Here is a 23377-nt window from a genome sequence, read left to right as displayed (position 1 = left end):
ACACCGTCCTGTGAGGCGGAGAAGGGAGCGGCTGATGAGTGCACGCACTGTTCTGCACGAAGCCGATATCTCGCGGGCTCTGACCCGTATCGCGCACGAGATCCTCGAGTCGAACCGAGGGGCTGAGAACCTCGTCCTGCTGGGCATTCCGACCCGCGGCGTCACTCTCGCCCGTCGCCTGGCCTCCGTCATCGGAGACATCGCCCAGACCGACGTCCCGGTCGGAGCGCTCGACGTCACGATGTTCCGCGACGACCTCGCGAAGCACCCGACCCGGTCACCGCGCCCGACGGACATCCCGTCCGGCGGGATCGACGGCCGGACCGTCGTGCTGGTCGACGACGTGCTCTTCTCGGGGCGCAGCATCCGTGCCGCACTCGACGCGCTGCAGTCGATCGGCCGCCCCTCGATCGTGCGACTCGCGATCCTCGTCGACCGCGGCCACCGCGAGCTGCCGATCCGACCGGACTTCGTGGGCAAGAACATCCCCTCGTCCCGTCAGGAGCGCGTCAACGTGCGGCTCACCGAAGACGACGGCGCCGAGGAGGTGACGATCGAAGCATGAGACACCTCCTCGACACCCGCACTCTCGATCGCGAGACCGCCCTGCGCATCCTCGACGTCGCCGAGGACATGTCCGACACGCAGTCGCGCGAGGTCAAGAAGCTCCCGACCCTGCGCGGCAAGACCGTCGTCAACCTCTTCTTCGAAGACTCGACGCGCACCCGCATCTCGTTCGAGGCGGCGGCGAAGCGCCTCTCGGCCGATGTCATCAACTTCGCGGCGAAGGGATCCAGCGTGTCCAAGGGCGAGAGCCTCAAGGACACGGCCCAGACACTTCAGGCGATGGGAGCGGATGCGGTCGTCATCCGGCACCCCGCTTCCGGCGCGCCGCAGACCCTCGCGACGAGCGGCTGGATCTCGGCCGGCGTCGTGAACGCCGGCGACGGCACGCACGAGCATCCGACCCAGGCGCTGCTCGACGCGTTCACGATCCGCAAGCGCCGCTTCGGCGCCGACAGCAGGGGCCGTGACCTCTCCGGAGTGCGGGTCGTGATCGTCGGCGACGTGCTGCACTCCCGGGTCGCGCGCTCGAACGTCTGGCTGCTCGCGACCCTCGGCGCCGACGTCACCCTGGTGTCGCCGCCGACCCTCGTGCCGCAGAACGTCTCGCTCTGGCCGGCGAAGGTCGTCTACGACCTCGATCAGGCTCTGGCCGAGGGGCCGGATGCCGTGATGATGCTGCGCATCCAGCTCGAGCGGATGAACGCCGCGTATTTCCCGACTGAGCGGGAGTATTCCAGACGATGGGGTCTTGACGCACTGCGAGTCGCGGGTCTTCCGGACGGTAGCATTGTGATGCACCCCGGACCCATGAACCGGGGCCTGGAGATCTCCTCCGAAGCCGCCGATTCCCCGCGATCCACCGTGCTGGAACAGGTGACGAACGGGGTGTCCATCCGGATGGCAGTGCTGTACCTGCTTCTTGCAGGCGAACGAGACGACGAACGAGGGGGAGACCAGTGAGCGAGACCCTCGTCATCACCGGCGCACAGCTTCTCGGTGCCGAGAGCGCCGACATCATCGTGGAGAACGGCGTGATCTCCGAGATCGGCACCGGTCTCAGCCGCGCGGGCGCCCGTGTCATCGACGCGGCGGGCCTGGTCGCCCTCCCGGGGCTCGTCGACCTGCACACGCACCTGCGCGAGCCCGGGTATGAGGCATCCGAGACGATCCTCACCGGAACCCGCGCTGCGGCGGCCGGTGGTTTCACCGCCGTGTTCGCGATGCCGAACACGTCTCCGGTCGCTGACACCGCCGGCGTCGTCGAGCAGGAGCTCGCGTTGGGAGAGGCTGCCGGCTACGCGACGGTGCAGCCGATCGGCGCCGTCACCGTCGGTCAGAAGGGCGAGCGGCTCGCGGAGCTGGGTGCCATGGCGACGTCGCGCGCCCAGGTGCGCGTCTTCAGCGATGACGGCTTCTGCGTCTTCGATCCGCTGATCATGCGCCGCGCTCTCGAGTACGTGAAGTCGTTCGACGGGGTCATCGCGCAGCACGCACAGGACCCACGGCTCACCGAGGGCGCCCAGATGAACGAGGGCACCGTGTCGGCCGAGCTCGGATTGGCCGGATGGCCCGCAGTCGCGGAGGAGTCGATCATCGCCCGCGATGTGCTCCTCGCCGAGCACGTGGGCTCGCGCCTGCACGTCTGCCACCTCTCCACCGCCGGATCGGTCGACATCATCCGCTGGGCCAAGAAGCGAGGAATCAACGTCACCGCCGAAGTCACGCCGCACCACCTGCTGCTGACCGACGAGCTGGTGCGCGGCTACGACGCCCGGTACAAGGTCAACCCGCCGCTCCGTCGCGAAGAGGACGTCCTCGCCGTGCGCGAGGGCCTGGCAGACGGCACGATCGACATCGTCGCGACCGACCACGCACCCCACCCGAGCGAGCACAAGGCGTGCGAGTGGCAGGCCGCCGCGAACGGCATGGTCGGGCTCGAGAGCGCCCTGCGCGTCGTGCACCAGTCCATGGTGCAGACCGGCCTGATCGGCTGGGACGACGTCGCCCGCGTGATGAGCGCCGCACCCGCACGGATCGGTCGACTCGCGGGCCACGGCACACCGCTCGAGGTCGGCGCCCCGGCGCAGATCGCCCTCTACGACGCGTCGGTCGCGGGAGTGTTCACGGAGGCCGACCTGCACGGTCGCAGCAGGAACTCGCCCTACCTCGGTCGTGACCTGCCCGGTCGGGTCGAGTACACCGTGCACGGCGGCGTGCTGACCGTCGACGCCGGTGCCGTGGTTGAGGAGCTGCGCGCATGATCCCCAGGGATCTCGCGATCGCGCTGATGATCGCCCTGGCCGTCCTCGTCCTGCTCGCGATGCTGTTCGCGTGGCGACGACGACTCCGACGCGACTCCGGGCTCACGGCGCCTCTCGGTGTTCCCGAGCACGCGCAGGTGCTCGATCGTCACGAGGTGCTGTACGTGTCGACGACCAAGCACGACCAGCCGCTCGAGCGTCTCACGCTGTCGCCGCTCGCGTATCGGGCACGCGGCGAGGTCGCGGTCACCGACCGTGGACTCGCACTCTGCCTCGACGGCGCGCCGACGGTCTTCCTGGCCTCCGCGCGCCTCGCGAGCGTCGACCGCGCGACGGTCACGATCGATCGGGTGGTCGAGCCCGGCGGCCTCGTGCGCGTCGCGTGGAATGCGAACGATGACACCATCGTCGACTCCTACCTCCGTCTCACCGACGGCGATCCCCAGAACTTCATCTCAGAACTGCAGCGACTCGTACCCGCCTCCGGCGCCTCGGACGACGAAGCCGCCCCCGACACAGGAGCAACGTCATGACAGCCCTCCCCGAACCCGCCGTCCTCGTCCTCGAAGACGGGACCCGCCACACCGGCCGCGCCTACGGCGCCCTCGGCACGACGATCGGCGAGGTCGTCTTCGCCACCGGCATGTCCGGTTATCAGGAGACGCTCACCGACCCGTCGTATGCCGGGCAGATCGTCCTTCAGACGGCGCCCCACATCGGAAACACCGGCATGAACGACGAGGACCCCGAGTCCCGACGCATCTGGGTGGCCGGGTACATCGTGCGCGACCCCTCACGCGTGGTCTCGAACTGGCGCGCGAACGCCTCGCTCGACGAGATCCTCGTGCAGGACGGCATCGTCGGCATCAGCGGCATCGACACCCGATCGATCACGCGTCACATCCGTTCGGCCGGGTCCATGCGCGGCGGCATCTTCTCCGGCGAGGCCGCACGGCTCGACGCCGAGGAGCAGCTGCGCATCGTGCGCGAGGCGCCGCAGATGGCGGGCCAGAACCTCTCGGCGCAGGTGTCCGTCGACGTCGCCACGGTGACGACGGCCATGGGCGAGAGGGTCGGCAACCTGGCGGTCCTCGATCTCGGCGTCAAGCAGGCCACGATCGACAACCTCGCGGCCCGTGGCTTCGAGGTGCACGTGCTGCCGCAGAACGTCACGATCGACGACATCCGCTCGATCGACCCGGTCGCCGTCTTCTACTCGAACGGCCCCGGCGACCCCGCCGCATCCGGCGACCACGTCGAGCTGCTGCGCGCCGTGCTCGACGACGGTCTGCCGTTCTTCGGCATCTGCTTCGGCAACCAGCTGCTCGGCCGTGCGCTGGGCCTGGGCACCTACAAGCTGCCGTTCGGTCACCGCGGCATCAATCAGCCGGTCCTCGACAAGTCGACCGGTCGCGTCGAGATCACCGCCCACAACCACGGCTTCGCGGTGGATGCGCCGCTCGAGGGCTCCTTCGACAGCCCGAACGGCTACGGCAAGGTCGAGGTGAGCCACGTCGGTCTCAACGACAACGTGGTCGAGGGCCTCCGCGCCCTCGACATCCCCGCGTTCTCGGTGCAGTACCACCCCGAGGCCGCCGCAGGCCCGCACGACGCCAACTACCTCTTCGATCGTTTCCGCGACATGGTCATCGCGAGCAAGAAGGACACCAAGTAATGCCCAAGCGCGACGACATCAACTCCGTTCTCGTCATCGGCTCCGGCCCGATCGTCATCGGTCAGGCGTGCGAGTTCGACTACTCCGGCACCCAGGCGTGCCGCGTGCTCCGCGAGGAGGGCGTCAGGGTCATCCTGGTCAACTCCAACCCGGCCACGATCATGACCGACCCCGACTTCGCCGACGCGACGTACATCGAGCCGATCACCTGGCAGGTCATCGAGTCGATCATCGCCAAGGAGCGCCCCGACGCGATCCTGCCGACGCTCGGTGGCCAGACCGCGCTGAACGCCGCGATCGAGCTCCACAACCACGGCATCCTCGAGAAGTACGACGTCGAGCTGATCGGCGCGAGCTTCGAGGCGATCAACAAGGGCGAGGATCGTCAGATCTTCAAGCAGCTGGTGCTGGATGCCGGCGCCGACGTGGCGCGAAGCATCATCGCGCACACGATGGACGACCTGCTCGAGGGCGCCGCTGAGCTCGGCTACCCGCTCGTCGTCCGCCCGTCGTTCACCATGGGGGGCCTCGGCTCCGGATTCGCCTACGACGAGGAGGACCTGCGCCGCATCGGCGGTGCGGGGCTCCGGGACTCGCCGACCACCGAGGTGCTCCTGGAGGAGTCCATCCTCGGCTGGAAGGAGTACGAGCTCGAGCTCATGCGCGACACCGCCGACAACACGGTGGTCGTCTGCTCGATCGAGAACGTCGACCCGGTCGGCGTGCACACGGGAGACTCGATCACCGTGGCGCCCGCGCTGACGCTCACCGACCGCGAGTACCAGAAGCTCCGCGACATCGGCATCGACATCATCCGCGCCGTCGGCGTCGACACCGGTGGCTGCAACATCCAGTTCGCCGTCGACCCGAGCACCGGCCGCATCATCGTGATCGAGATGAACCCGCGCGTCTCCCGTTCCAGCGCCCTGGCCTCGAAGGCGACCGGCTTCCCGATCGCCAAGCTCGCCGCCAAGCTCGCACTCGGCTACCGCCTCGACGAGATCCCGAACGACATCACGGGTGTCACCCCGGCGAGCTTCGAGCCCACGCTCGACTACGTCGTCGTCAAGGTTCCGCGCTTCGCCTTCGAGAAGTTCCCGGCCGCCGATGCGACGCTCACCACGACCATGAAGTCGGTCGGCGAGGCGATGGCGATCGGCCGCAACTACGCCACGGCGCTGCAGAAGGCGCTGCGTTCGCTCGAGAAGCGCGGCTCGAGCTTCCACTGGGGCACGGAGGAGCGCTCGGCCGAGGAGCTGCTCGAGATCGCGAAGGTGCCGACCGACGGACGCATCGTCACACTGCAGCAGGCGCTGCGCAAGGGCGCGACGATCGAGCAGGCCTTCGAGGCCACGGCGATCGACCCGTGGTTCATCGATCAGATCGTGCTCATCAACGAGGTCGCCGAGACCGTGCGCACGGCGCCCGAGCTCGACGCCGCCACGCTCCGCTACGCCAAGGAGCACGGCTTCTCGGACGCGCAGATCGCCGAGCTGCGAGGCGAGAAGGAGGCGGAGATCCGCGGCGTGCGCCACGGTCTCGGCATCCGCCCGGTGTTCAAGACCGTCGACACCTGCGCTGGCGAGTTCCCGGCTCTCACGCCGTACCACTACTCGAGCTACGACTTCGAGACGGAGGTCACGCCTTCGGAGCGCACCAAGGTCGTGATCATCGGATCGGGCCCGAACCGCATCGGCCAGGGCGTCGAGTTCGACTACTCGTGCGTGCACGCGTCGTTCGCGCTGTCGGATGCCGGCTTCGAGACCGTCATGGTGAACTGCAACCCCGAGACCGTGTCCACCGACTACGACACGTCTGACCGCCTCTACTTCGAGCCCCTCACGCTGGAGGACGTGCTCGAGGTCCTCGACGCGGAAGCCGCCAGCGGGACCATCCTGGGCGTCGTCTGCCAGCTCGGCGGACAGACCCCCCTGGGTCTCGCCAAGGGCATCAAGGCCGCCGGCTACACGGTTCTCGGCACCAGCCCCGCGGCGATCGACATCGCGGAGGAGCGCGAGCTGTTCTCCCAGCTGCTCGATTCGGCCGGACTCATCGCCCCGCGTCACGGCACGGCGATCGACGCCGACGGTGCGGTCGCGGTCGCGGAGGAGATCGGGTACCCGGTTCTCGTGCGTCCGAGCTTCGTGCTCGGCGGACGCGGCATGGAGATCGTCTACAGCTCGGAGTCGCTGCGCGAGTACTTCGTCCGCACGGCCGGAGAGGTCATCATCGAGGAGGGCAAGCCGCTGCTGGTCGACCGCTTCCTCGATGACGCCATCGAGCTCGACGTCGACGCGCTGTACGACGGCACCGACCTCTTCATCGGCGGCGTGATGGAGCACCTCGAGGAGGCCGGCATCCACTCCGGTGACTCGAGCTGCACCCTGCCCCCGGTGTCGCTGGGCCGCACCGACATCGACCGCGTCCGCGAGGCGACGCTCGCGATCGCCGAGGGCGTGGGCGTGCGCGGTCTGCTGAACGTGCAGTTCGCGATCAGCGCCGGCGTGCTCTACGTGATCGAGGCGAACCCGCGCGCCAGCCGCACGGTGCCTTTCGTGTCCAAGGCGCTGGGCATCCCCATGGCGAAGGCGGCGAGCCGCGTCATGGCGGGTTCCACCATCGCCGAGCTGCGCGCAGAGGGCATGCTCCCCGAGCAGGATGGCTCACGCGTGCCGCTCGACGCGCCGGTCTCGGTCAAGGAGGCCGTGCTGCCCTTCAAGCGGTTCCGTACCGCGGACGGCAAGACGGTCGACTCGATCCTCGGACCGGAGATGCGCTCGACCGGCGAGGTCATGGGAATCGACCGCGACTTCCCGACGGCGTTCGCGAAGAGCCAGGCTGCCGCGTACGGCGGGATGCCGACCTCCGGCACGGTGTTCATCTCGGTCGCCGACTCGGACAAGCGCGCGGTCATCCTGCCGGCACACCGCCTGCAGCAGCTCGGTTTCACGATCGTGGCCACCGAGGGCACGGCCGAGATCCTGTCGCGAAACGGCATCGCCGTGACCGTCGTCGAGAAGTACAGCGAGACCCAGGAGTCGGGCGCGACGAACATCGTCGACCTGATCAACGACGGCTCGATCGACATCGTCGTGAACACCCCTTCAGGGGGAGCGGCCCGTGCCGACGGTTACGAGATCCGCGCGGCCGCCGTCGCGGCCGACAAGGCGCTGTTCACCACGATGGCCGTTCTCGGCGCTGCGGTGAGCGGAATGGATGCGGCGCACGAGGGCTTCCAGGTGAAGAGCCTGCAGGAGTACGCCCTCGACAGGAAGGCCGCTTTGTGAGCGCACGCTTCGGAGAGAGGGTCCGCGCTGCGCTCGATGAGCGCGGGCCCCTCTGCGTGGGCATCGATCCGCATGCGTCTCTGCTCGCCGAGTGGAGCCTGAGCGATGACGCATCGGGGCTGCGCGAGTTCGGTCTGCGCACCGTCGAGGCCGCCTCAGGACGCGTGGGACTCGTGAAACCGCAGGTCTCGTTCTTCGAGAGATTCGGCTCCGCCGGGTTCGCGGCCCTCGAAGAGGTCCTCGCCGCAGCTCGCGCTGCCGGCCTTCTCGTGATCGCCGACGCCAAGCGCGGCGACATCGGATCGACCATGGACGCCTATGCGGCCGCCTGGCTCCTTCCGGGATCGCCTCTCGAGGCGGATGCGCTCACGGTCAATCCCTTCCTCGGGGTGGGGTCGCTCGACGGCGCCTTCGATCTCGCGAGGGAGCATGACAAGGGCCTCTTCGTGCTCGCGGCGACGAGCAACCCCGAAGCCACCGCCCTGCAGCGCTCGACCTCGGCCACCGGACGCGCGGTCTCGGCCGACATCGTCTCGGTGGTCTCGGCGCGCAATGCCGAGCATGCGGAGGCAGGGGAGTGGGGCAGCTTCGGCTTCGTGATCGGAGCGACCGTCGACTGGACGGATGCCGGCCTCGCCGCGTTCACCCCTCTCGCACCGATCCTCGCTCCCGGGTTCGGAAGTCAGGGGGCGACCCCCGCCGATCTGCGGCACCGCTTCGGTTCCATGAGCCCGGCCGTGGTGGCCAGCGAGAGCCGCAGCATCCTCTCGGCAGGACCGACCGGTCTCGCCGCCGCCATCGACGCCCGCGTCGCAGAGTACAGGGAGGCCTCCCGTGGCTGAGTCGCGTCCGGTACCCGAGGTCGACCGCGCAGCCGCGGCGCGCCGAGCCGTGGAACGTCGTCGCGCACGCGCGTCGCTCAAGCGCGATCTCACGACCCGTGTCGTGACACCGCAGACGGTTCTCGAGCGGGCTGTCGCCGACGCGGACTCCGTCGAGGGCTCGATGCGGATCACCGACTTCCTCCTCGCACTTCCCGCCATCGGCGCCGGCAAGCGCGACCGCATCCTCGACGAGCTGCACATCTCACCGGTCAAGCGTCTCGGCGGACTCGGTGTGCGCCAGCGCGTCGCGCTCGCCCACTGGCTCGACACGCGGTTCCCGGTGACGAAGCCGCGCGGTGCCCGCAGCCGTCTGCTCGTGCTCGCCGGCCCGACGGCGGTGGGCAAGGGAACGGTCGCCGCCCACATCCGCGAGCACAACCCCGAGATCCATCTCTCGGTCTCGGCGACGACCCGCCCGCCTCGCCCCGGTGAGGTCGACGGAGTGCACTACTACTTCGTCGACGAGGCGGAGTTCGATCGCCTCATCGCCGAGAACGAACTGCTCGAGTACGCCGTCGTGCACAATCGCTCGCGCTACGGCACGCCGCGCGCCCCGATCGATGCGGCCCTGGCCGCGGGCAAGACCGTGCTGCTCGAGATCGATCTGCAGGGTGCTCGGCAGGTGCGGAAGGCGGAGCCGTCGGCGACGCTCATCTTCCTGCTGCCCCCCACATGGGACGAACTGGTGCAGCGACTGGTCGGTCGAGGCACCGAGGACGCGGAGGAACGGGCCCGCCGGCTCCGCACCGCGAAGGTCGAGCTGGCCGCTCAGAACGAGTTCGATCACCTCATCGTGAACGAGGACGTCGCCTCGGCCGCCGCCGAGGTCGTAGAATTGTCTTCGAGCTCTGCGCGCTGAGCGTCTTCGCGCGCCCGCTGCACCGTCTTCGCGACGATCCCGTCGCCTGATCAGGAGGTCCCACCATGGCCGGACACCACACCAACGGAATCATCGATCCCCCCATCGACAACCTGCTCGACCGCGTCGACTCGAAGTACGAGCTGGTCATCTACGCCGCGAAGCGCGCGCGTCAGATCAACGACTACTACTCCGATCTGCACGAGGGCAACCTCTTCGACAACGTCGGCCCGCTGGTCGACTCGTCGGTCGAGGACAAGCCGCTCACCATCGCGCTCCACGAGATCAACGAGGACAAGCTCCGCCTGCGTCACGCAGAGTGACGTCCGATGACCGCACCGCCGACTGATGTCGGCGGTGCGGTCCATCATGGGAGCACCCCTTTCTGTCCATCCGATCCCGCCCTGGAGCCCAGATGAGCGCCCTGCGTCTGTTCACGTCCGAGTCCGTCACCGAAGGACACCCGGACAAGATCTGCGACCAGATCTCGGACAGCATCCTCGACGGACTCATCGCGAAGGACCGGGATTCCCGGGTCGCTGTCGAGACCCTCGTCACCACGGGACTCGTCCACGTCGCGGGTGAGATCCGCACCGACGCCTACGTCGACATCCCGACGATCGTCCGCCAGGTCGTCAACCGCATCGGCTACACGTCGAGCGACACCGGCTTCGACGGCGACTCGTGCGGTGTCAGCATCTCGGTGGGCGAGCAGTCGACCGACATCGCCCACGGAGTCGACAACGCGCAGGAGCACCGCGACGGATCCTCGGTCGACCCGCTCGACGGACTCGGCGCCGGCGACCAGGGCATCATGTTCGGCTTCGCGACGAACGAGACGCCGCAGCTCATGCCGATGGCGGCCTGGACAGCGCACCGCATCGCGGAGCGGCTGACCGAGGTACGCCGTTCGGGCGCCCTGCCGTTCCTCCGCCCCGACGGCAAGACGCAGGTCACGCTCGGTTACGACGGATTCACCCCGAAGACGGTCGATGCGGTCGTGCTGTCGACCCAGCACCACCCCGACATCTCCCAGGACGACATCAAGGCGCAGGTGCGCGAGCACGTCATCGACCCGATCCTCGCGAGCACGGGCCTCGACCTCGACGACGTCACCTACTACATCAATCCCGCCGGTCCCTTCGTCACGGGCGGGCCGAAGGGCGATGCCGGACTCACCGGCCGCAAGATCATCATCGACACCTACGGCGGCGCCGCTCGCCACGGCGGTGGCGCGTTCAGCGGCAAGGACCCGTCGAAGGTCGACCGCTCCGGCGCCTACGCAACGCGCTGGGTCGCGAAGAACGCGGTCGCCGCGGGACTCGCCGACCGCCTCGAGGTGCAGGTCGCCTATGCGATCGGCGTCGCTCGTCCCGTCGGGCTCTACGTCGAGACCTTCGGCACCGGCAAGGTGTCCGACGAGGTCATCACCCGAGCGATCAATGAGGTCTTCGACCTCCGCCCGCAGGCGATCATCGACCAGCTCGACCTCCTGCGCCCGATCTACGCGCGCACGGCGGCCTACGGTCACTTCGGCCGTGAGCTGCCCGAGTTCACCTGGGAGCGCACCGACCGCGCCGAAGAGCTGCGCCGCGCTGCCGGTCTCTGATGTGACGGACGGTCGCGACGTGCCCGCGATGCCGATCGCGGGCACGAGCCGGCGCATCGCGCGCGTGCTCCTCGATTCACCGCTGCCTCAGCTCGATCGACTGTTCGACTACGCGCTGCCCGCCGACCTCGGCGATGTTCCCCCGGGCGTCAGAGTGCGCGTTCCGCTGCGCACGGCGGGAAGGGTCGTCGACGGCTACGTCGTCGAGCTCGACACCGAAGACGACGCCGATCGACCGCTGTCAGAGGTCGACAGCGTCGTCTCACTCGTGCCCGTCCTCCCTGATCATCTCTACCGGCTCGCGAGGAGAGCCGCTGATCGGGCGGCCGGCTCGGCATCGGACGTGCTGCGGCTCGTGATCCCGAAGCGGCAGGTGCGGGTCGAGAAGGCGTGGACTGCGGATGCTCCGCCGCCCGTGCCGTCGGACGACGCTCTCGCCGCCGCGCGCGACGTGATCGGGTCGTACGACGGACTGGAGGAGCTCCTCGAGCAGCAGGGGCGAGCGGCGGTCGAGGCGATCCCCGTTTTCCGCGACGGCGAGCCGGGCTGGGCCGCGCTGCTGGCGTCGGTCGCTGCGCGAACCCTCGCGTCCGGTCGATCGAGCATCCTCATCGTTCCGGACCACCGCGATCTCGATCATCTGCTCGCCGCGCTCACGCTCTCCGTGCCGGCAGAAGCGGTCGCCCGATACGACTCGCGCCAGACGAATCCCGATCGCTACCGCGCGTTCCTGCGCTCGCTTGAAGACGCCCCCTGCGTCGTCGTCGGCAATCGCTCCGCCGTCTATGCCCCTGTCCGGGCCGGCGTCGTCGCGGTGTGGGACGACGGCGATCCGCTGCTCGGCGAGCCGCTGGCGCCCTACATCAACGCGCGGGATGCCGCGCTGCTGCGTCAGGAGCAGGAAGACTCCTCTCTGCTCTTCGTCGGACACACGCGCACCACCGACGTCGAGCGCCTCGTCGTCCACGGGTGGCTGCAGGATGTCCGCGCCGCGCGCCGCGTGCTGCCCAGGGTCGTCTTGAGCACACCTCAGGAGATGGACGCGCCGACGGCTCAGCGCATGCCGTCGTCCGCGTTCCTCTCCGCACGCAACGCGGCCGCCGAGGGCCCCGTACTCGTTCAGGTCTCCCGCCCCGGCTTCGCGCCCTCGCTCGTCTGCGCGGAGTGCAGGGCACCGGCGCGATGTGCGCACTGCGGAGGCCCTCTCGGTGCGAAGCACCGCGGCGCTGTGCCGGTATGCGCATGGTGTGGACGAGGCGCGCGAGCGTGGACGTGCCCGGCGTGCTCCTCGACGAAGCTCCGGCTCGCGTCATCGGGAAGCGAGCGCACCGCCGACGAACTGGGGCGGGCGTTCCCCGGCATCCGCGTGATCGTCGCCGACAGCGCGCACCCGGTCGAACGCGTCGACGACAAGCCCTCGCTCGTCGTCGCCACACGGGGAGCCGAGCCACTCGCCGACGGCGGCTACCGCGCGATCGTGCTGCTCGACGGCGCACGGATGCTGCAGGCGCCCGACCTTCGCATCGGCGAAGCATGTCTGCGCTGGTGGTCGAATGCCGCCGCGCTCGCGGCTCCAGGCGCGCCGATCCACCTCGTGGGGGTCGACGGCAGCATCGCCAGGGCGCTCGCGACCTGGAATCAGGCGGGCTACGCGCGCGGAGAGCTCGCCGAACGGGCACCGCTCCACATGCCGCCCGCCGCTCGGGTCGCGCTGGTCGAGGGATCCACTGCTGCGATGGGGCGTGCCCTCGCGTCCCTGACCGAGCTCGCGCTGCCTCCCGATGCTGTGCTCGGCCCTGTTCCTGTCGAGTCCGACGACTACCCGCCGCGGGTGCGTGCGCTCGTGCGCTTCGAGTACGGCGCGGGTGCGCGGGTGGCCGCGGCACTGAGAGCCGCGGTGGTGGCAGAGGCGGTCGCCGCGCGCAGGGGGAAGGGCAAGTCGACTCGCATCGCGCTCACGGTTCGGCTCGATATCCTGGATCCGGAGCTCTGAGAGCAAGGCGCCCTGGTCGTACCGCTCGTCAGTCCCCGTCCGATCACCCCGCATCCCTCCGGAGCACCTTCATGCGTCTCGTCTTCGCCGGCACACCGTCGGCCGCCGTTCCCACCCTCCGCCGCCTCGCGGCAGAGCATGACATCGCCGCGGTCGTCACCCGCCCGGACGCCCCGCTGGGCCGCAAGCGGGTGCTGACCCCCTCGCCCGTCGCTCAGGTCGCCGAAGAGCTCGGACTCCGCGTCATCAAGGCGGCGCGCCTCGATGACGCGGCGACCGCGTCGATCGCGGAGCTCGACGCTGAGCTCGGTGTGATCGTCGCCTACGGAGGACTCGTGCGGGAGCCGCTGCTCTCGACCCCGTCGAAGGGCTGGATCAACCTGCACTTCTCGCTTCTGCCTGAGTGGCGGGGGGCCGCCCCGGTGCAGCGTGCGCTGATCAACGGAGATGCGCGCCTCGGTGCCAGTGTCTTCCAGCTCGTTCCGGCACTCGACGCAGGCGATGTCTTCGCCGTGCGAGTCGTCGAGGTCGCCGCGGAAGCCACGGCTGACGTCGTGCTCGAGACGCTCGCCGTCGAGGGGGCCGATCTGACTGCCGAGGTGGTGTCGTCGATCGGCGACGGCACGGCCGTCGCCGTCCCTCAGAGCGGCACCCCCAGCCTCGCACCCAAGCTCACCCTCGACGACGGGGTGCTCGACTGGAGCGAGCCGCTGGCCCGGGTGTTCGCCCGGTACCGCGGTGTCACTCCCGAGCCGGGGGCGCACACGACCGTCGACGGACTGCGGCTGAAGATCCTCGAGGCAGCACCGTCGAGTGATGCACCGCGTCAGGATCCGGGCGCGATCTCCGCGACGAAGACCGCGCTTCTCATCGGCACCGCTTCCGAGCCGCTCGCGGTCACGCGGGTGCAGCCGGCGGGCAAGGGTGCGATGAACGCGGTCGACTGGTGGCGCGGTCAGCGCGACACCGAGAACCTGCGAGCCGGCGCATGAGCGGCGACAGGTCACGCGACGACTCCTCCGGACGACAGCGAGGCGGCCGGTCCGGCGGAGGACGCCCTCACGGGGATCAGGCTCGCAGTCCTCAGAACCGCGACGGTCGTCCGCGGGAGCCCCGGCGCACGGAACCCCGGCGCGCGGAACCCCGGCGCTCGGTGCAGCCCGCTCGCCAGGTCGCATACGACGTTCTCCGCGCCGTGTCGGAGTCGGATGCCTATGCCAATCTGATCCTTCCGCCGGCGATCGCGGAGGCCCGGCTCGATCCCCAGGACGCCGCGCTGGCCACCGAACTCGCGTACGGAACGCTGCGCCGCCGCGGCACCTACGACGCGATCATCGCGGCGGCCGCCGATCGTCCCGCAGAAGAGATCGACTCGGCCGTCCTCGATGCGCTGCGACTCGCGACCCATCAGCTGCTCGCGACGCGCGTCGCGTCGCACGCGGCGGTGAACGAGTCTGTGAACCTGGTCGCCGCGGCGAAGGGCCGCGGTGCATCCAGCTTCGCGAACGCGGTGCTGCGCCGAATCTCCCGGGAGACCCCGGGGGAGTGGGAGCAGCGCATCGAGGACTCGGCGCGTTCTGACGATGAGCGTCTGGCACTGCGCTCGGCGCACCCCGTCTGGGTGATCCGGGCTCTGCGTCGCGCTCTGGCCGCCGAGGGCCGAGCGCACGAGCTCGACGATCTCCTCGACGCCGACAACGCCTCACCGGAGGTGACCCTCGTCGCACTCCCGGGTCTCGCCGAGCCGGGGGAGCCGCGTCGCCCGTATGCGCCGACGGCGTACGGCTCTCCGGGCGGCGACCCGCATCGCGTCATCGCGGCATCCGGCGGCACCGTGCGCGTGCAGGACGAGGGCTCGCAGCTGGTGGCCCTCGCCGTGGCCGCGGCCGCGCCGATCCGTGAGGGCGAGCGCTGGCTCGACCTGTGCGCAGGTCCGGGAGGGAAGACCGCCTTGCTCGCCTCGATCGCGCGCGAGCACGACGTCACCCTCGAGGCGAACGAGGTGGTCCCCACCCGCGCGCGCCTCGTGCGCAACGCCCTGCGCGCCGTGCCGGGAGACGTGATCGTGCATGAGGAGGACGGTCGCTCCTTCGGCGCCACACGCCCCGGTGCGTTCAATCGCATCCTGGTCGACGCACCGTGCACGGGTCTCGGTGCTCTCCGACGTCGCGGAGCTCGTCCCGCTCCAGGTCGAGCTTCTGAGCTCCGCTCTCGACGCACTCGCCCCCGGCGGCATCGTGGCCTATGCGACCTGCTCGCCGCACCTCGCCGAGACGACCGGTGTGGTCTCCGAGGTCCTCCGCGGTCGCACGGACATCACCGAGATCGACGCCCGAGCCGTGCTCGCAGGAGTCGCCGATTCGCCGATCGATCTCGGCGACGACGGCTCCGGACGCGTGCAGCTCTGGCCGCATCGCCACGGCACCGACGCGATGTTCCTCGCACTGCTCCAGCGCGACTCGACGGATCCGCGCGACGCGAGCGCGGAAGAGAGAGACTAGACACGTGGAACTGCCCCGCGCACCGCGCATCAACCCCAGCATCCTGGCCGCCGACTTCGTGAACATGCAGCGCGATCTCGCGAAGATCGCCTCTGCCGACTTCGCGCACGTCGACGTGATGGACAACCATTTCGTGCCGAACCTCACCTTCGGCCCGCAGATGGTCGAGCGCATCCAGGCCACCAGCCCGATCCCGCTCGACGTGCACCTGATGATCACCGATCCCGAGCGGTGGGCACCGGGCTATGCCGAACTGGGCGCCGCGAGTGTCACGTTCCACCTCGAAGCGGCCGCCGACCCGATCTCGCTCGCGCGCACGCTGCGCGGCATGGGTGCGCGCGCAGGCGTCGCCATCAAGCCCGACACGCCCGCCGAGGGGCTGTACAGCGTGCTCGAGGAGTTCGACCAGATCCTCGTCATGACGGTGGAGCCCGGATTCGGTGGCCAGGGGTTCATGCCCGAGACCATGCCGAAGCTGCGCGCCCTCGCCGACGAGGCGAAGCGCCGCGGGTCGAACGTCTGGCTGCAGGTCGACGGCGGAATCTCGGATGCGACGATCGAGGCCGCCGCAGCCGCGGGCGCCGACACCTTCGTCGCCGGATCCGCCGTCTACGGCGCCGATGACGTCGAGGCGGCCGTCACTCGGCTCAGGGACCGCGCCAGAGCCGCTAGCCTGGAATCGTGAAGACTTTCGACGAGCTGTTCGCCGAGCTCAGCGTCAAGGCCGAGACCCGACCCGAGGGATCGGGCACGGTCGCAGAGCTCGACGGCGGCGTGCACACCATCGGCAAGAAGATCGTCGAAGAGGCCGCAGAGGTCTGGATGGCCTCCGAGTACGAGTCCGACGACGCCGCGGCCGAGGAGATCTCGCAGCTGCTCTACCACGTGCAGGTGATGATGATCGCGAAGGGCCTGAGCCTGCAGGACGTCTACCGACATCTGTGAAGCGCTCCGCCCCACTCGCTTCGATCTGAAGGCTTTCCATGCTGCGCATTGCTGTTCCCAACAAGGGCTCTCTCTCCGAGACGGCCGCCGATATGCTCGCGGAGGCCGGCTACGCCGGTCGTCGTGACCCCAAGACCCTCCACGTCGTCGACACCGACAACGACGTCGAGTTCTTCTACCTCCGCCCCAAGGACATCGCGACGTACGTCGGTTCCGGTGCCATCGACGTCGGAATCACCGGTCGTGATCTGCTTCTCGACGCCCGCATGCCGGGTGCGCGCGAGATCGAGGCGCTCGGCTTCGCGGGCTCGACCTTCCGTTTCGCGGCGCCGTCGGGTCGATACACGGACGTCTCCGAGCTCGACGGCCTGCGCATCGCGACCTCGTACCCGGGGCTCGTCGACGCGTTCCTCGACGAGCGCGGCATCGCGGTCGACCTCGTGCCCCTCGACGGTGCGGTCGAATCGGCGGTCCGCCTGGGTGTGGCCGATGCTGTCGCCGACGTGGTCGAGACGGGCACGACTCTCCGCCAGGCCGGCCTCGACGTGTTCGGACCGGTGATCCTCGAATCCGAGGCCGTGCTCATCGCAGGGCCTCACGATGCCGAGGGCTCAGAGACGCTGCTGCGTCGTCTGCGCGGTGTCATGGTCGCCCGCCGCTTCGTGATGATCGACTACGACCTGCCGCTGGCTCTGCTCGACGACGCGGTGAAGATCGCGGGCGGCATCGAGTCGCCGACCGTGTCGCCACTGCGCGATCCGGAGTGGGTGGCCGTGCGGGTCATGGTCGCCCGGTCACGGGTCAACCCCGTCATGGATGCGCTCTACGCTCTCGGCGCCCGTGCGATCCTCGTGACGGCGATCCACAACGCGAGGCTCTGATGACGCTCGCGAGCCGTGTCATCCCGTGCTTGGACGTCGCTGACGGCCGGGTCGTGAAGGGCGTCAACTTCGAGAATCTCCGAGACATGGGAGACCCCGTCGAGCTGGCGCGGCACTACGCGGCGCAGGGTGCCGACGAGATCACCTTCCTCGATGTGACGGCGACGGTCGATGCGCGCGCCACGACGTACGACGTCGTGCAGCGCACCGCAGAGCAGGTGTTCGTGCCCCTGACCGTCGGCGGGGGAGTGCGCAGCGTCGACGACGTCGCGCGGCTGCTGCCCGTCGGCGCCGACAAGGTCGGCGTCAACTCCGCCGCGATCGCCCGCCCCGAGCTGATCGGCGAGATCGCCGACCGCTTCGGCGCGCAGGTGCTCGTGCTATCGCTCGACGTCAAGCGCGCCGACACGACAGCCTCGGGGTTCGTGGTCACGACGCACGGCGGCAGGACCCAGACCACTCTCGACGCGCTCGACTGGGCGCGCGAGGCCGCTGAGCGCGGAGCCGGCGAGCTGCTCGTGAACTCGATCGATGCCGACGGCACCCGCGACGGGTTCGACCTCGAACTCGTGCGCCTCATGCGCGAGGCCGCCTCGGTGCCGGTCATCGCCTCCGGTGGCGCGGGCAAGGCCTCGGATTTCGCTCCGGCGATCAAGGCCGGGGCGGATGCCGTGCTCGCGGCGAGCGTGTTCCACACCGGCGCGCTCACGGTCGGCGATGTGAAGGACGCCCTCCGGGCGGAAGAAGTGCTGGTCCGATGAGTGACGTCGAGACGCGCATCGCGCAGGTCGCCTTCAACTCCGACGGACTGGCCCCGGTCATCGTCCAGCAGTGGGACACGAACGAGGTCCTCATGCTCGCGTGGGTGGACGACGAGGCCCTGCGCCGCACCCTCACGACGGGTCGCGCGGTGTACTGGTCGCGTTCCCGGCAGGAGTACTGGCGCAAGGGCGACACCTCGGGTCACATCCAGGTCGTGCATGAGGCACGGCTCGACTGCGACGGCGACGCGATCCTGCTGCGGGTCGATCAGACGGGCCCCGCCTGCCACACCGGCACCCGGACGTGCTTCGACTCCACCGACCTCGACGCCGTCGAGGGAAGCGCATCCGCATGAGCCTCGCGCGCAGGGGCCGGTCGATCGCCGTGACCGGGTTCCTTCTGGCCGGCGCGATCGGAATCATCTCCTCCACGCAGACCTGGCTGACCGTCGAGCGCGCCGATGCGGGCGAGGCGATCCTCGTGCCCGGCGCCTCCGCCCTCCCTCTGCTCGCACCGTTGAGCCTGGCGGTTCTGGCGCTCGGTCTCGCGCTGTCGATCTCGGGACGAGTGGTGCGTCTGGTCTTCGGCGTGCTCGCCGCGGCGACGGCGCTCTTCCTGGGCTGGACGACGCTCCAGCTGCTCACCTCGGAGCCGCTCGGAGCCGTCGCGCCGACGGTGACCGAGACGACCGGGCTCGCCGGCAGCGCCGCGATCGCCGACGTGGTCGCGGGGATCGAGGTGTCGGCATGGCCCTATGCCACGCTCGTGGGGTGGGTCGTGCTGCTCCTCGCCGCAGGCGTCGTGCTGTTCACCTGGCGCGGGTGGAAGTCCGGCGGGCGTCGCTACCGCACGGATGCCGCTCATGAGGCTCACAGCGCCGGCCCCGTCGACGCGATCGATTCCTGGGACGACCTGTCCCGCGGAACCGATCCGACGCGATGACCCCGATAGACTGAGAAAGATCCCGCACGTCGTCCCCGGAGGAGACCATGACCAACCCGATCGCTGACCCCGGCCACGGACACTCGCCTGCTGCCTGGACGGCCGTGATCATCATGCTCGCCGGCTTCACGCTCGGCACGCTGGCCTTCTGCCTCGCCGAGTTCAGCCCCATCTGGGTCACCCTGGTCTGGGTGTTCGCCGCCCTGATCCCGATCGGTGCGCTCGTCGGCTGGGCGATGGCCAGGGCCGGCTACGGCGTGAAGGGCCCCAAGTACCAGCCGAAGGCGCACTAGTGGTCCTCGCCGACCTCACGGCCGGCGCAGTCGCAGACGCTGAGCGTCGCGCTCTCACCCGGCCCATCGCCGAGGTCGAACGCGACGCTCTGGCGCGTCCTGCCGCCAAGGACGCCGTCGCCGCACTCGCCCGCGCTGAGCACATCAAGATCATCGCCGAGGTCAAGCGCGCGAGCCCCTCGCGCGGTGCGCTGGCCGAGATCCCCGATCCTGCACTGCAGGCCTCGCTGTACGAGACCGGCGGCGCCTCCGCGATCAGCGTCCTGACCGAGGAACGCCGCTTCGGCGGCAGCCTCGACGACCTCGAGGCGGTCACCGCGCGGGTCTCGCTGCCCGTCCTCCGCAAGGATTTCATCGCGACCCGCTATCAGGTGCTCGAGGCTCGCGCCGCGGGTGCGGACCTCGCCCTGCTCATCGTCGCGGGCATCGAACCGGCTGTGCTGCGAGACCTGTTCGGATTCATCACCGAGCTCGGCATGACACCGCTCGTCGAGACGCACTCCGCCGATGAGCTCGAGGCTGCCATCGATCTCGGAGCACCGCTGATCGGTGTGAACGCCCGTGATCTGAAGACCCTCGAACTCGACCGCGACCTCTTCGGTCGGCTGGTCGACCGCATCCCGGACACGGCGGTCAGGATCGCCGAATCCGCTGTGCTCACCCCCGCAGACGTCGCGCACTACCGCTCCGCGGGTGCCGACGTCGTCCTGATCGGAGAAGCCCTCGTCACGGGCGACCCGGTCGCCACACTGAAGAGTTTCCTGGAGGTCCAGTGAGTCTGCGCGATCAGCACGGTCCGTCGTTCGGCGAGTACGGCGGGCGGTACATGCCCGAGTCGCTGATCGCCGCGATCGACGAGCTGACGGTCGCCTACCAAGAGGCGATCGCCGACCCCGCCTTCCGCGCCGAGCTCGCGGGTCTCCTCAGCTCGTACGCGGGCAGGCCCTCCCCGTTGACCGAGGTGGCCCGATTCGCGGAGCATGCCGGCGGTGCGCGGATCTTCCTCAAGCGCGAAGATCTCAACCACACGGGTTCGCACAAGATCAACAACGTGCTGGGGCAGGCGCTGCTCACCAAGCGACTCGGCAAGACCCGGGTGATCGCAGAGACCGGTGCCGGCCAGCACGGCGTGGCAACCGCGACCGCCGCGGCGCTCTTCGGCCTCGACTGCACGATCTACATGGGCGAGGTCGACACCGAGCGCCAGGCACTCAACGTGGCCCGCATGCGCCTCCTCGGCGCGGAGGTCGTCGCGGTGACGTCCGGCTCGCGCACTCTGAAGGACGCGATCAACGACGCGTACCGTGACTGGGTCGCGAGTGTCGAGACCACCAACTACATCTTCGGCACCGCGGCCGGCCCGCATCCCTTCCCTGCGATGGTGCGCGACTTCCAGAAGATCATCGGCGAAGAGGCGCGCCAGCAGCTCCTCGACGAGGCGGGTCGGCTTCCGGATGCCGTGATCGCCTGTGTCGGCGGCGGCTCGAACGCGATCGGCATGTTCGATGCGTTCCTCGATGACGAGGGCGTCAAGCTCTACGGTGTCGAAGCGGCCGGCGACGGCGTCGACACGCCCCGGCACGCCGCATCGATCGAGCGCGGTCGTCCGGGCATCCTGCACGGTGCGAAGACCTACGTCCTGCAGGACGCGGACGGTCAGACCGTGGAGTCGCACTCGATCTCCGCGGGACTCGACTATCCGGGCGTCGGTCCGGAGCACTCGTGGCTCGCCGACATCGGGCGTGCCGAGTACATCCCGGCGACGGACGACGAGGCCATGCAGGCGCTTCGGCTCCTCAGCCGCACCGAGGGGATCATCCCCGCCATCGAATCCGCCCACGCCCTGGCCGGCGCACTGCGTCTGGGCCGCGAGATGGGACCGGACGCGCTTCTCGCCGTGTGCCTCTCGGGACGAGGCGACAAGGACATGGACACCGCCGCGCGATACTTCGACCTCTACGACGCCGCCGCCCTCGAGCACGACGTCGACGACGAGAGCGCCGCAGAGCAGGCGGCGTCGAAGGGGGAGCCCGAGCTATGAGCCGCGTGGAACAGGCCATCGCCGCCGCACACGATGCCGGGCGCAGCGCGTTCATCGGCTATCTTCCGGTCGGCTTCCCCGACCTCGACACGAGCATCCGCGCAGCGATCACCCTCGCGGAGAACGGTGTCGACATCATCGAGCTCGGGCCGCCGTACAGCGACCCCGTGATGGACGGAGCCGTCATCCAGGAAGCCACCACGGCTGCCCTGGCGAACGGTTTCACGATGAAGGACCTCTTCACCGCGGTCCGCGCGATCACCGAGGCGACCGATGTGCCGGTGCTCGTCATGACGTACTGGAACCCGGTGTTCCAGTACGGCGTCGACCGGTACGCCGACGACCTGCTGGCCGCAGGAGGCGCGGGACTCATCACGCCGGACATCACCCCCGACGTCGCGGGCGACTGGATCGCCGCGAGCGAGCGCACCGGACTCGACCGCGTCTTCCTCGCCGCTCCGACATCGACCGACGAACGACTCCGCCTCGTGGTGGAGTCGTCCACCGGGTTCATCTACACGGTCTCCACCATGGGCATCACGGGGGAGCGCGCCGAACTCGACCGCGCCGCGCGGACCCTCGTCGGACGTCTGCGTGAGCAGGGCGCCTCACGGGCCTGCGTCGGCATCGGCATCTCGACCGCCGAGCAGATCGCTGGTGTCTCCGAGTACGCCGACGGCGCGATCGTCGGCACGGCGCTCGTCCGTGCCCTTCGCGACGGGGGCCTCCCGGCCCTCGCCGACGTCACCCGAAACCTGGCCGTCGGCACGTCTTCGACGCGCCCCGCACACGAGAACTAGAATCGCACTCATGTCCCTCGCGCTCCACAGCACCTTCAGCGGCGTGCTCGCCAGCATCCCGAGCCCCCCGGTCTCCTACATCGACCTCGGGCCGCTCCGGATCCACTTCTACGCACTCTGCATCATCGCCGGCATCATCGTCGCCGTGCTGTTGACCAACCACCGCCTCACCAAGCGCGGAGCAGAGCCGTGGGTCGTGATCGACATCTCGATCCTCGCCGTGCCGCTGGCGATCATCGGGGCGCGCATCTTCCACGTGCTGACTCACCCGAACTTCTACTTCGGCGAGGGCAAGAACACCTGGAACCCCTTCGAGCCCGGATCCGTCTGGGCCATCTGGGAGGGCGGCATCGCGATCTTCGGCGCCCTGATCGGTGGCGCCGTGGGAGCCTACCTGGGCTGCCGCTGGACCGGCATCCGCTTCTGGACCTTCGCAGACGCGCTCGCTCCGGGCCTGCTGCTCGCCCAGGCGATGGGACGTTTCGGCAACTGGTTCAACCACGAGCTGTTCGGTCTTCCGACGGACCTGCCCTGGGGACTCGAGATCGAGTCCGACAACAGCGCCTTCCCTCCCGGGCTGCCCGAGGGCACGCTGTTCCACCCGACGTTCCTGTACGAGGTGATCTGGAACGTCCTGGGCGTCGTGGTCCTGCTCTGGCTGAGCCGCAAGGCGACCGCATTCCAGTGGGGCAGGCTCTTCGCGATCTACCTCATCTGGTACAGCGCCGGTCGCGTGGTGTGGGAGTCGATCCGCATCGATCCGAGCGAGATCATCCTGGGCCTGCGCAGCAACGTCTGGGCTGCGATCATCGGCATCATCGTGGGTCTCGCCATCCTCATCGTCCAGTCCCGTCGCCACCCGGGTCTCGAGCCGTCGCCGTACCAGCCCGGCCGCGGACGGAAGGATCTGGACGCTGATGTAGAATCGCAGAACAATACCTCCGACTTCGTGGACCTGAGTGAGCCTCCGTCCGAAGAAGTCGCCGCAGGAGCCAGCGCCACAAGCACCGCTCCCACGGACACGCAAGGCTCCCGATAGCCGAACGGTCCGTGCGGACCCCATCGCATCCACCCGGC

The 23377-nt window shown here is 69.3% G+C and carries 23 protein-coding genes and 1 pseudogene; all 24 read left to right on the top strand.

All coding sequences use genetic code 11. The features are described 5' to 3' along the window. Nucleotides 1–34: 34 nt before the first annotated feature. The 24 genes and pseudogenes from pyrR (at nt 35) to lgt (ending at nt 23339) form a co-directional block, all read left to right on the top strand. Nucleotides 35–565, top strand: coding sequence for a bifunctional pyr operon transcriptional regulator/uracil phosphoribosyltransferase PyrR (pyrR, locus tag RTM68_RS01590; RefSeq protein ID WP_312167677.1), 531 nt, complete (start codon nt 35–37; stop codon nt 563–565). Beyond that, the gene (locus RTM68_RS01585) at nt 562–1527 is read left to right on the top strand and encodes an aspartate carbamoyltransferase catalytic subunit (RefSeq protein WP_312167675.1); all 966 of its coding nucleotides are present in this window, start codon (nt 562–564) and stop codon (nt 1525–1527) included. Before pyrR ends, RTM68_RS01585 begins: the two co-directional genes overlap by 4 nt. Next, on the top strand, nt 1524–2828 hold the full coding sequence (locus RTM68_RS01580) for a dihydroorotase (protein WP_312167673.1): 1305 nt from the start codon (nt 1524–1526) through the stop codon (nt 2826–2828). Before RTM68_RS01585 ends, RTM68_RS01580 begins: the two co-directional genes overlap by 4 nt. Continuing rightward, on the top strand, nt 2825–3361 hold the full coding sequence (locus RTM68_RS01575) for a hypothetical protein (RefSeq protein WP_312167672.1): 537 nt from the start codon (nt 2825–2827) through the stop codon (nt 3359–3361). Before RTM68_RS01580 ends, RTM68_RS01575 begins: the two co-directional genes overlap by 4 nt. Beyond that, complete coding sequence (gene carA / locus RTM68_RS01570; protein WP_312167670.1) at nt 3358–4503, top strand: glutamine-hydrolyzing carbamoyl-phosphate synthase small subunit; 1146 nt, start codon at nt 3358–3360, stop codon at nt 4501–4503. The genes RTM68_RS01575 and carA overlap by 4 nt, the downstream gene beginning before the upstream one ends. Further along, nucleotides 4503–7790 carry a carbamoyl-phosphate synthase large subunit gene (gene carB / locus RTM68_RS01565; RefSeq protein WP_312167668.1) on the top strand — a complete coding sequence of 1096 codons (3288 nt, stop codon included), beginning with the start codon at nt 4503–4505 and terminating at the stop codon, nt 7788–7790. The genes carA and carB overlap by 1 nt, the downstream gene beginning before the upstream one ends. Continuing rightward, nucleotides 7787–8632, top strand: coding sequence for an orotidine-5'-phosphate decarboxylase (pyrF, locus tag RTM68_RS01560; RefSeq protein WP_312167666.1), 846 nt, complete (start codon nt 7787–7789; stop codon nt 8630–8632). The genes carB and pyrF overlap by 4 nt, the downstream gene beginning before the upstream one ends. Further along, nucleotides 8625–9533 (top strand): guanylate kinase, encoded by a 909-nt coding sequence (gene gmk / locus RTM68_RS01555; RefSeq protein WP_312167665.1) that lies wholly within the window; start codon nt 8625–8627, stop codon nt 9531–9533. The genes pyrF and gmk overlap by 8 nt, the downstream gene beginning before the upstream one ends. Before the next feature lie 65 nt (nt 9534–9598). Further along, entirely contained in the window at nt 9599–9856 is a 258-nt protein-coding gene (gene rpoZ / locus RTM68_RS01550; RefSeq protein ID WP_042536631.1) for a DNA-directed RNA polymerase subunit omega, read from the top strand. Nucleotides 9857–9948: 92 nt separating this feature from the next. Continuing rightward, nucleotides 9949–11142 carry a methionine adenosyltransferase gene (gene metK / locus RTM68_RS01545; protein ID WP_312167663.1) on the top strand — a complete coding sequence of 398 codons (1194 nt, stop codon included), beginning with the start codon at nt 9949–9951 and terminating at the stop codon, nt 11140–11142. 28 nt (nt 11143–11170) lie between these two features. Next, entirely contained in the window at nt 11171–13135 is a 1965-nt protein-coding gene (locus RTM68_RS01540; protein WP_312167715.1) for a primosomal protein N', read from the top strand. Between the two features lie 71 nt (nt 13136–13206). Further along, complete coding sequence (gene fmt, locus RTM68_RS01535; protein ID WP_312167661.1) at nt 13207–14127, top strand: methionyl-tRNA formyltransferase; 921 nt, start codon at nt 13207–13209, stop codon at nt 14125–14127. A 161-nt stretch (nt 14128–14288) separates the two neighbouring features. After that, nucleotides 14289–15636 (top strand): annotated as a pseudogene (locus RTM68_RS01530) (RsmB/NOP family class I SAM-dependent RNA methyltransferase). A 64-nt stretch (nt 15637–15700) separates the two neighbouring features. Continuing rightward, nucleotides 15701–16321: a ribulose-phosphate 3-epimerase gene (gene rpe, locus RTM68_RS01525; protein WP_312167713.1), complete on the top strand. Its 621-nt coding sequence runs from the start codon at nt 15701–15703 to the stop codon at nt 16319–16321. Then, complete coding sequence (locus tag RTM68_RS01520) at nt 16318–16581, top strand: phosphoribosyl-ATP diphosphatase (RefSeq protein WP_056417561.1); 264 nt, start codon at nt 16318–16320, stop codon at nt 16579–16581. The genes rpe and RTM68_RS01520 overlap by 4 nt, the downstream gene beginning before the upstream one ends. 38 nt (nt 16582–16619) lie before the next feature. Continuing rightward, entirely contained in the window at nt 16620–17462 is an 843-nt protein-coding gene (gene hisG, locus RTM68_RS01515; protein ID WP_194763904.1) for an ATP phosphoribosyltransferase, read from the top strand. Beyond that, entirely contained in the window at nt 17462–18223 is a 762-nt protein-coding gene (gene hisF, locus RTM68_RS01510; RefSeq protein ID WP_312167656.1) for an imidazole glycerol phosphate synthase subunit HisF, read from the top strand. The genes hisG and hisF overlap by 1 nt, the downstream gene beginning before the upstream one ends. Then, a complete protein-coding gene (gene hisI / locus RTM68_RS01505) occupies nt 18220–18579 on the top strand; it encodes a phosphoribosyl-AMP cyclohydrolase (RefSeq protein WP_312167655.1) in 360 nt (119 codons plus the stop codon). The genes hisF and hisI overlap by 4 nt, the downstream gene beginning before the upstream one ends. After that, complete coding sequence (locus RTM68_RS01500; protein WP_312167653.1) at nt 18576–19166, top strand: Trp biosynthesis-associated membrane protein; 591 nt, start codon at nt 18576–18578, stop codon at nt 19164–19166. The genes hisI and RTM68_RS01500 overlap by 4 nt, the downstream gene beginning before the upstream one ends. Before the next feature lie 47 nt (nt 19167–19213). Continuing rightward, nucleotides 19214–19459, top strand: a complete 246-nt coding sequence (locus tag RTM68_RS01495; RefSeq protein WP_194763900.1) for a DUF6704 family protein — start codon at nt 19214–19216, stop codon at nt 19457–19459. Then, nucleotides 19459–20235, top strand: a complete 777-nt coding sequence (gene trpC / locus RTM68_RS01490; protein ID WP_312167651.1) for an indole-3-glycerol phosphate synthase TrpC — start codon at nt 19459–19461, stop codon at nt 20233–20235. The genes RTM68_RS01495 and trpC overlap by 1 nt, the downstream gene beginning before the upstream one ends. Continuing rightward, nucleotides 20232–21500, top strand: a complete 1269-nt coding sequence (gene trpB, locus RTM68_RS01485) for a tryptophan synthase subunit beta (RefSeq protein WP_312167649.1) — start codon at nt 20232–20234, stop codon at nt 21498–21500. Before trpC ends, trpB begins: the two co-directional genes overlap by 4 nt. Then, a complete protein-coding gene (trpA, locus tag RTM68_RS01480; protein WP_312167647.1) occupies nt 21497–22300 on the top strand; it encodes a tryptophan synthase subunit alpha in 804 nt (267 codons plus the stop codon). Before trpB ends, trpA begins: the two co-directional genes overlap by 4 nt. A 10-nt stretch (nt 22301–22310) precedes the next feature. Continuing rightward, entirely contained in the window at nt 22311–23339 is a 1029-nt protein-coding gene (lgt, locus tag RTM68_RS01475; RefSeq protein WP_312167645.1) for a prolipoprotein diacylglyceryl transferase, read from the top strand. Nucleotides 23340–23377 lie beyond the last annotated feature (38 nt).

Origin of the sequence: Microbacterium sp., from assembly GCF_031988965.1 — a bacterium.
Lineage (GTDB): Bacteria > Actinomycetota > Actinomycetes > Actinomycetales > Microbacteriaceae > Microbacterium.
This window is presented reverse-complemented; position numbering and strand designations above follow the sequence as displayed.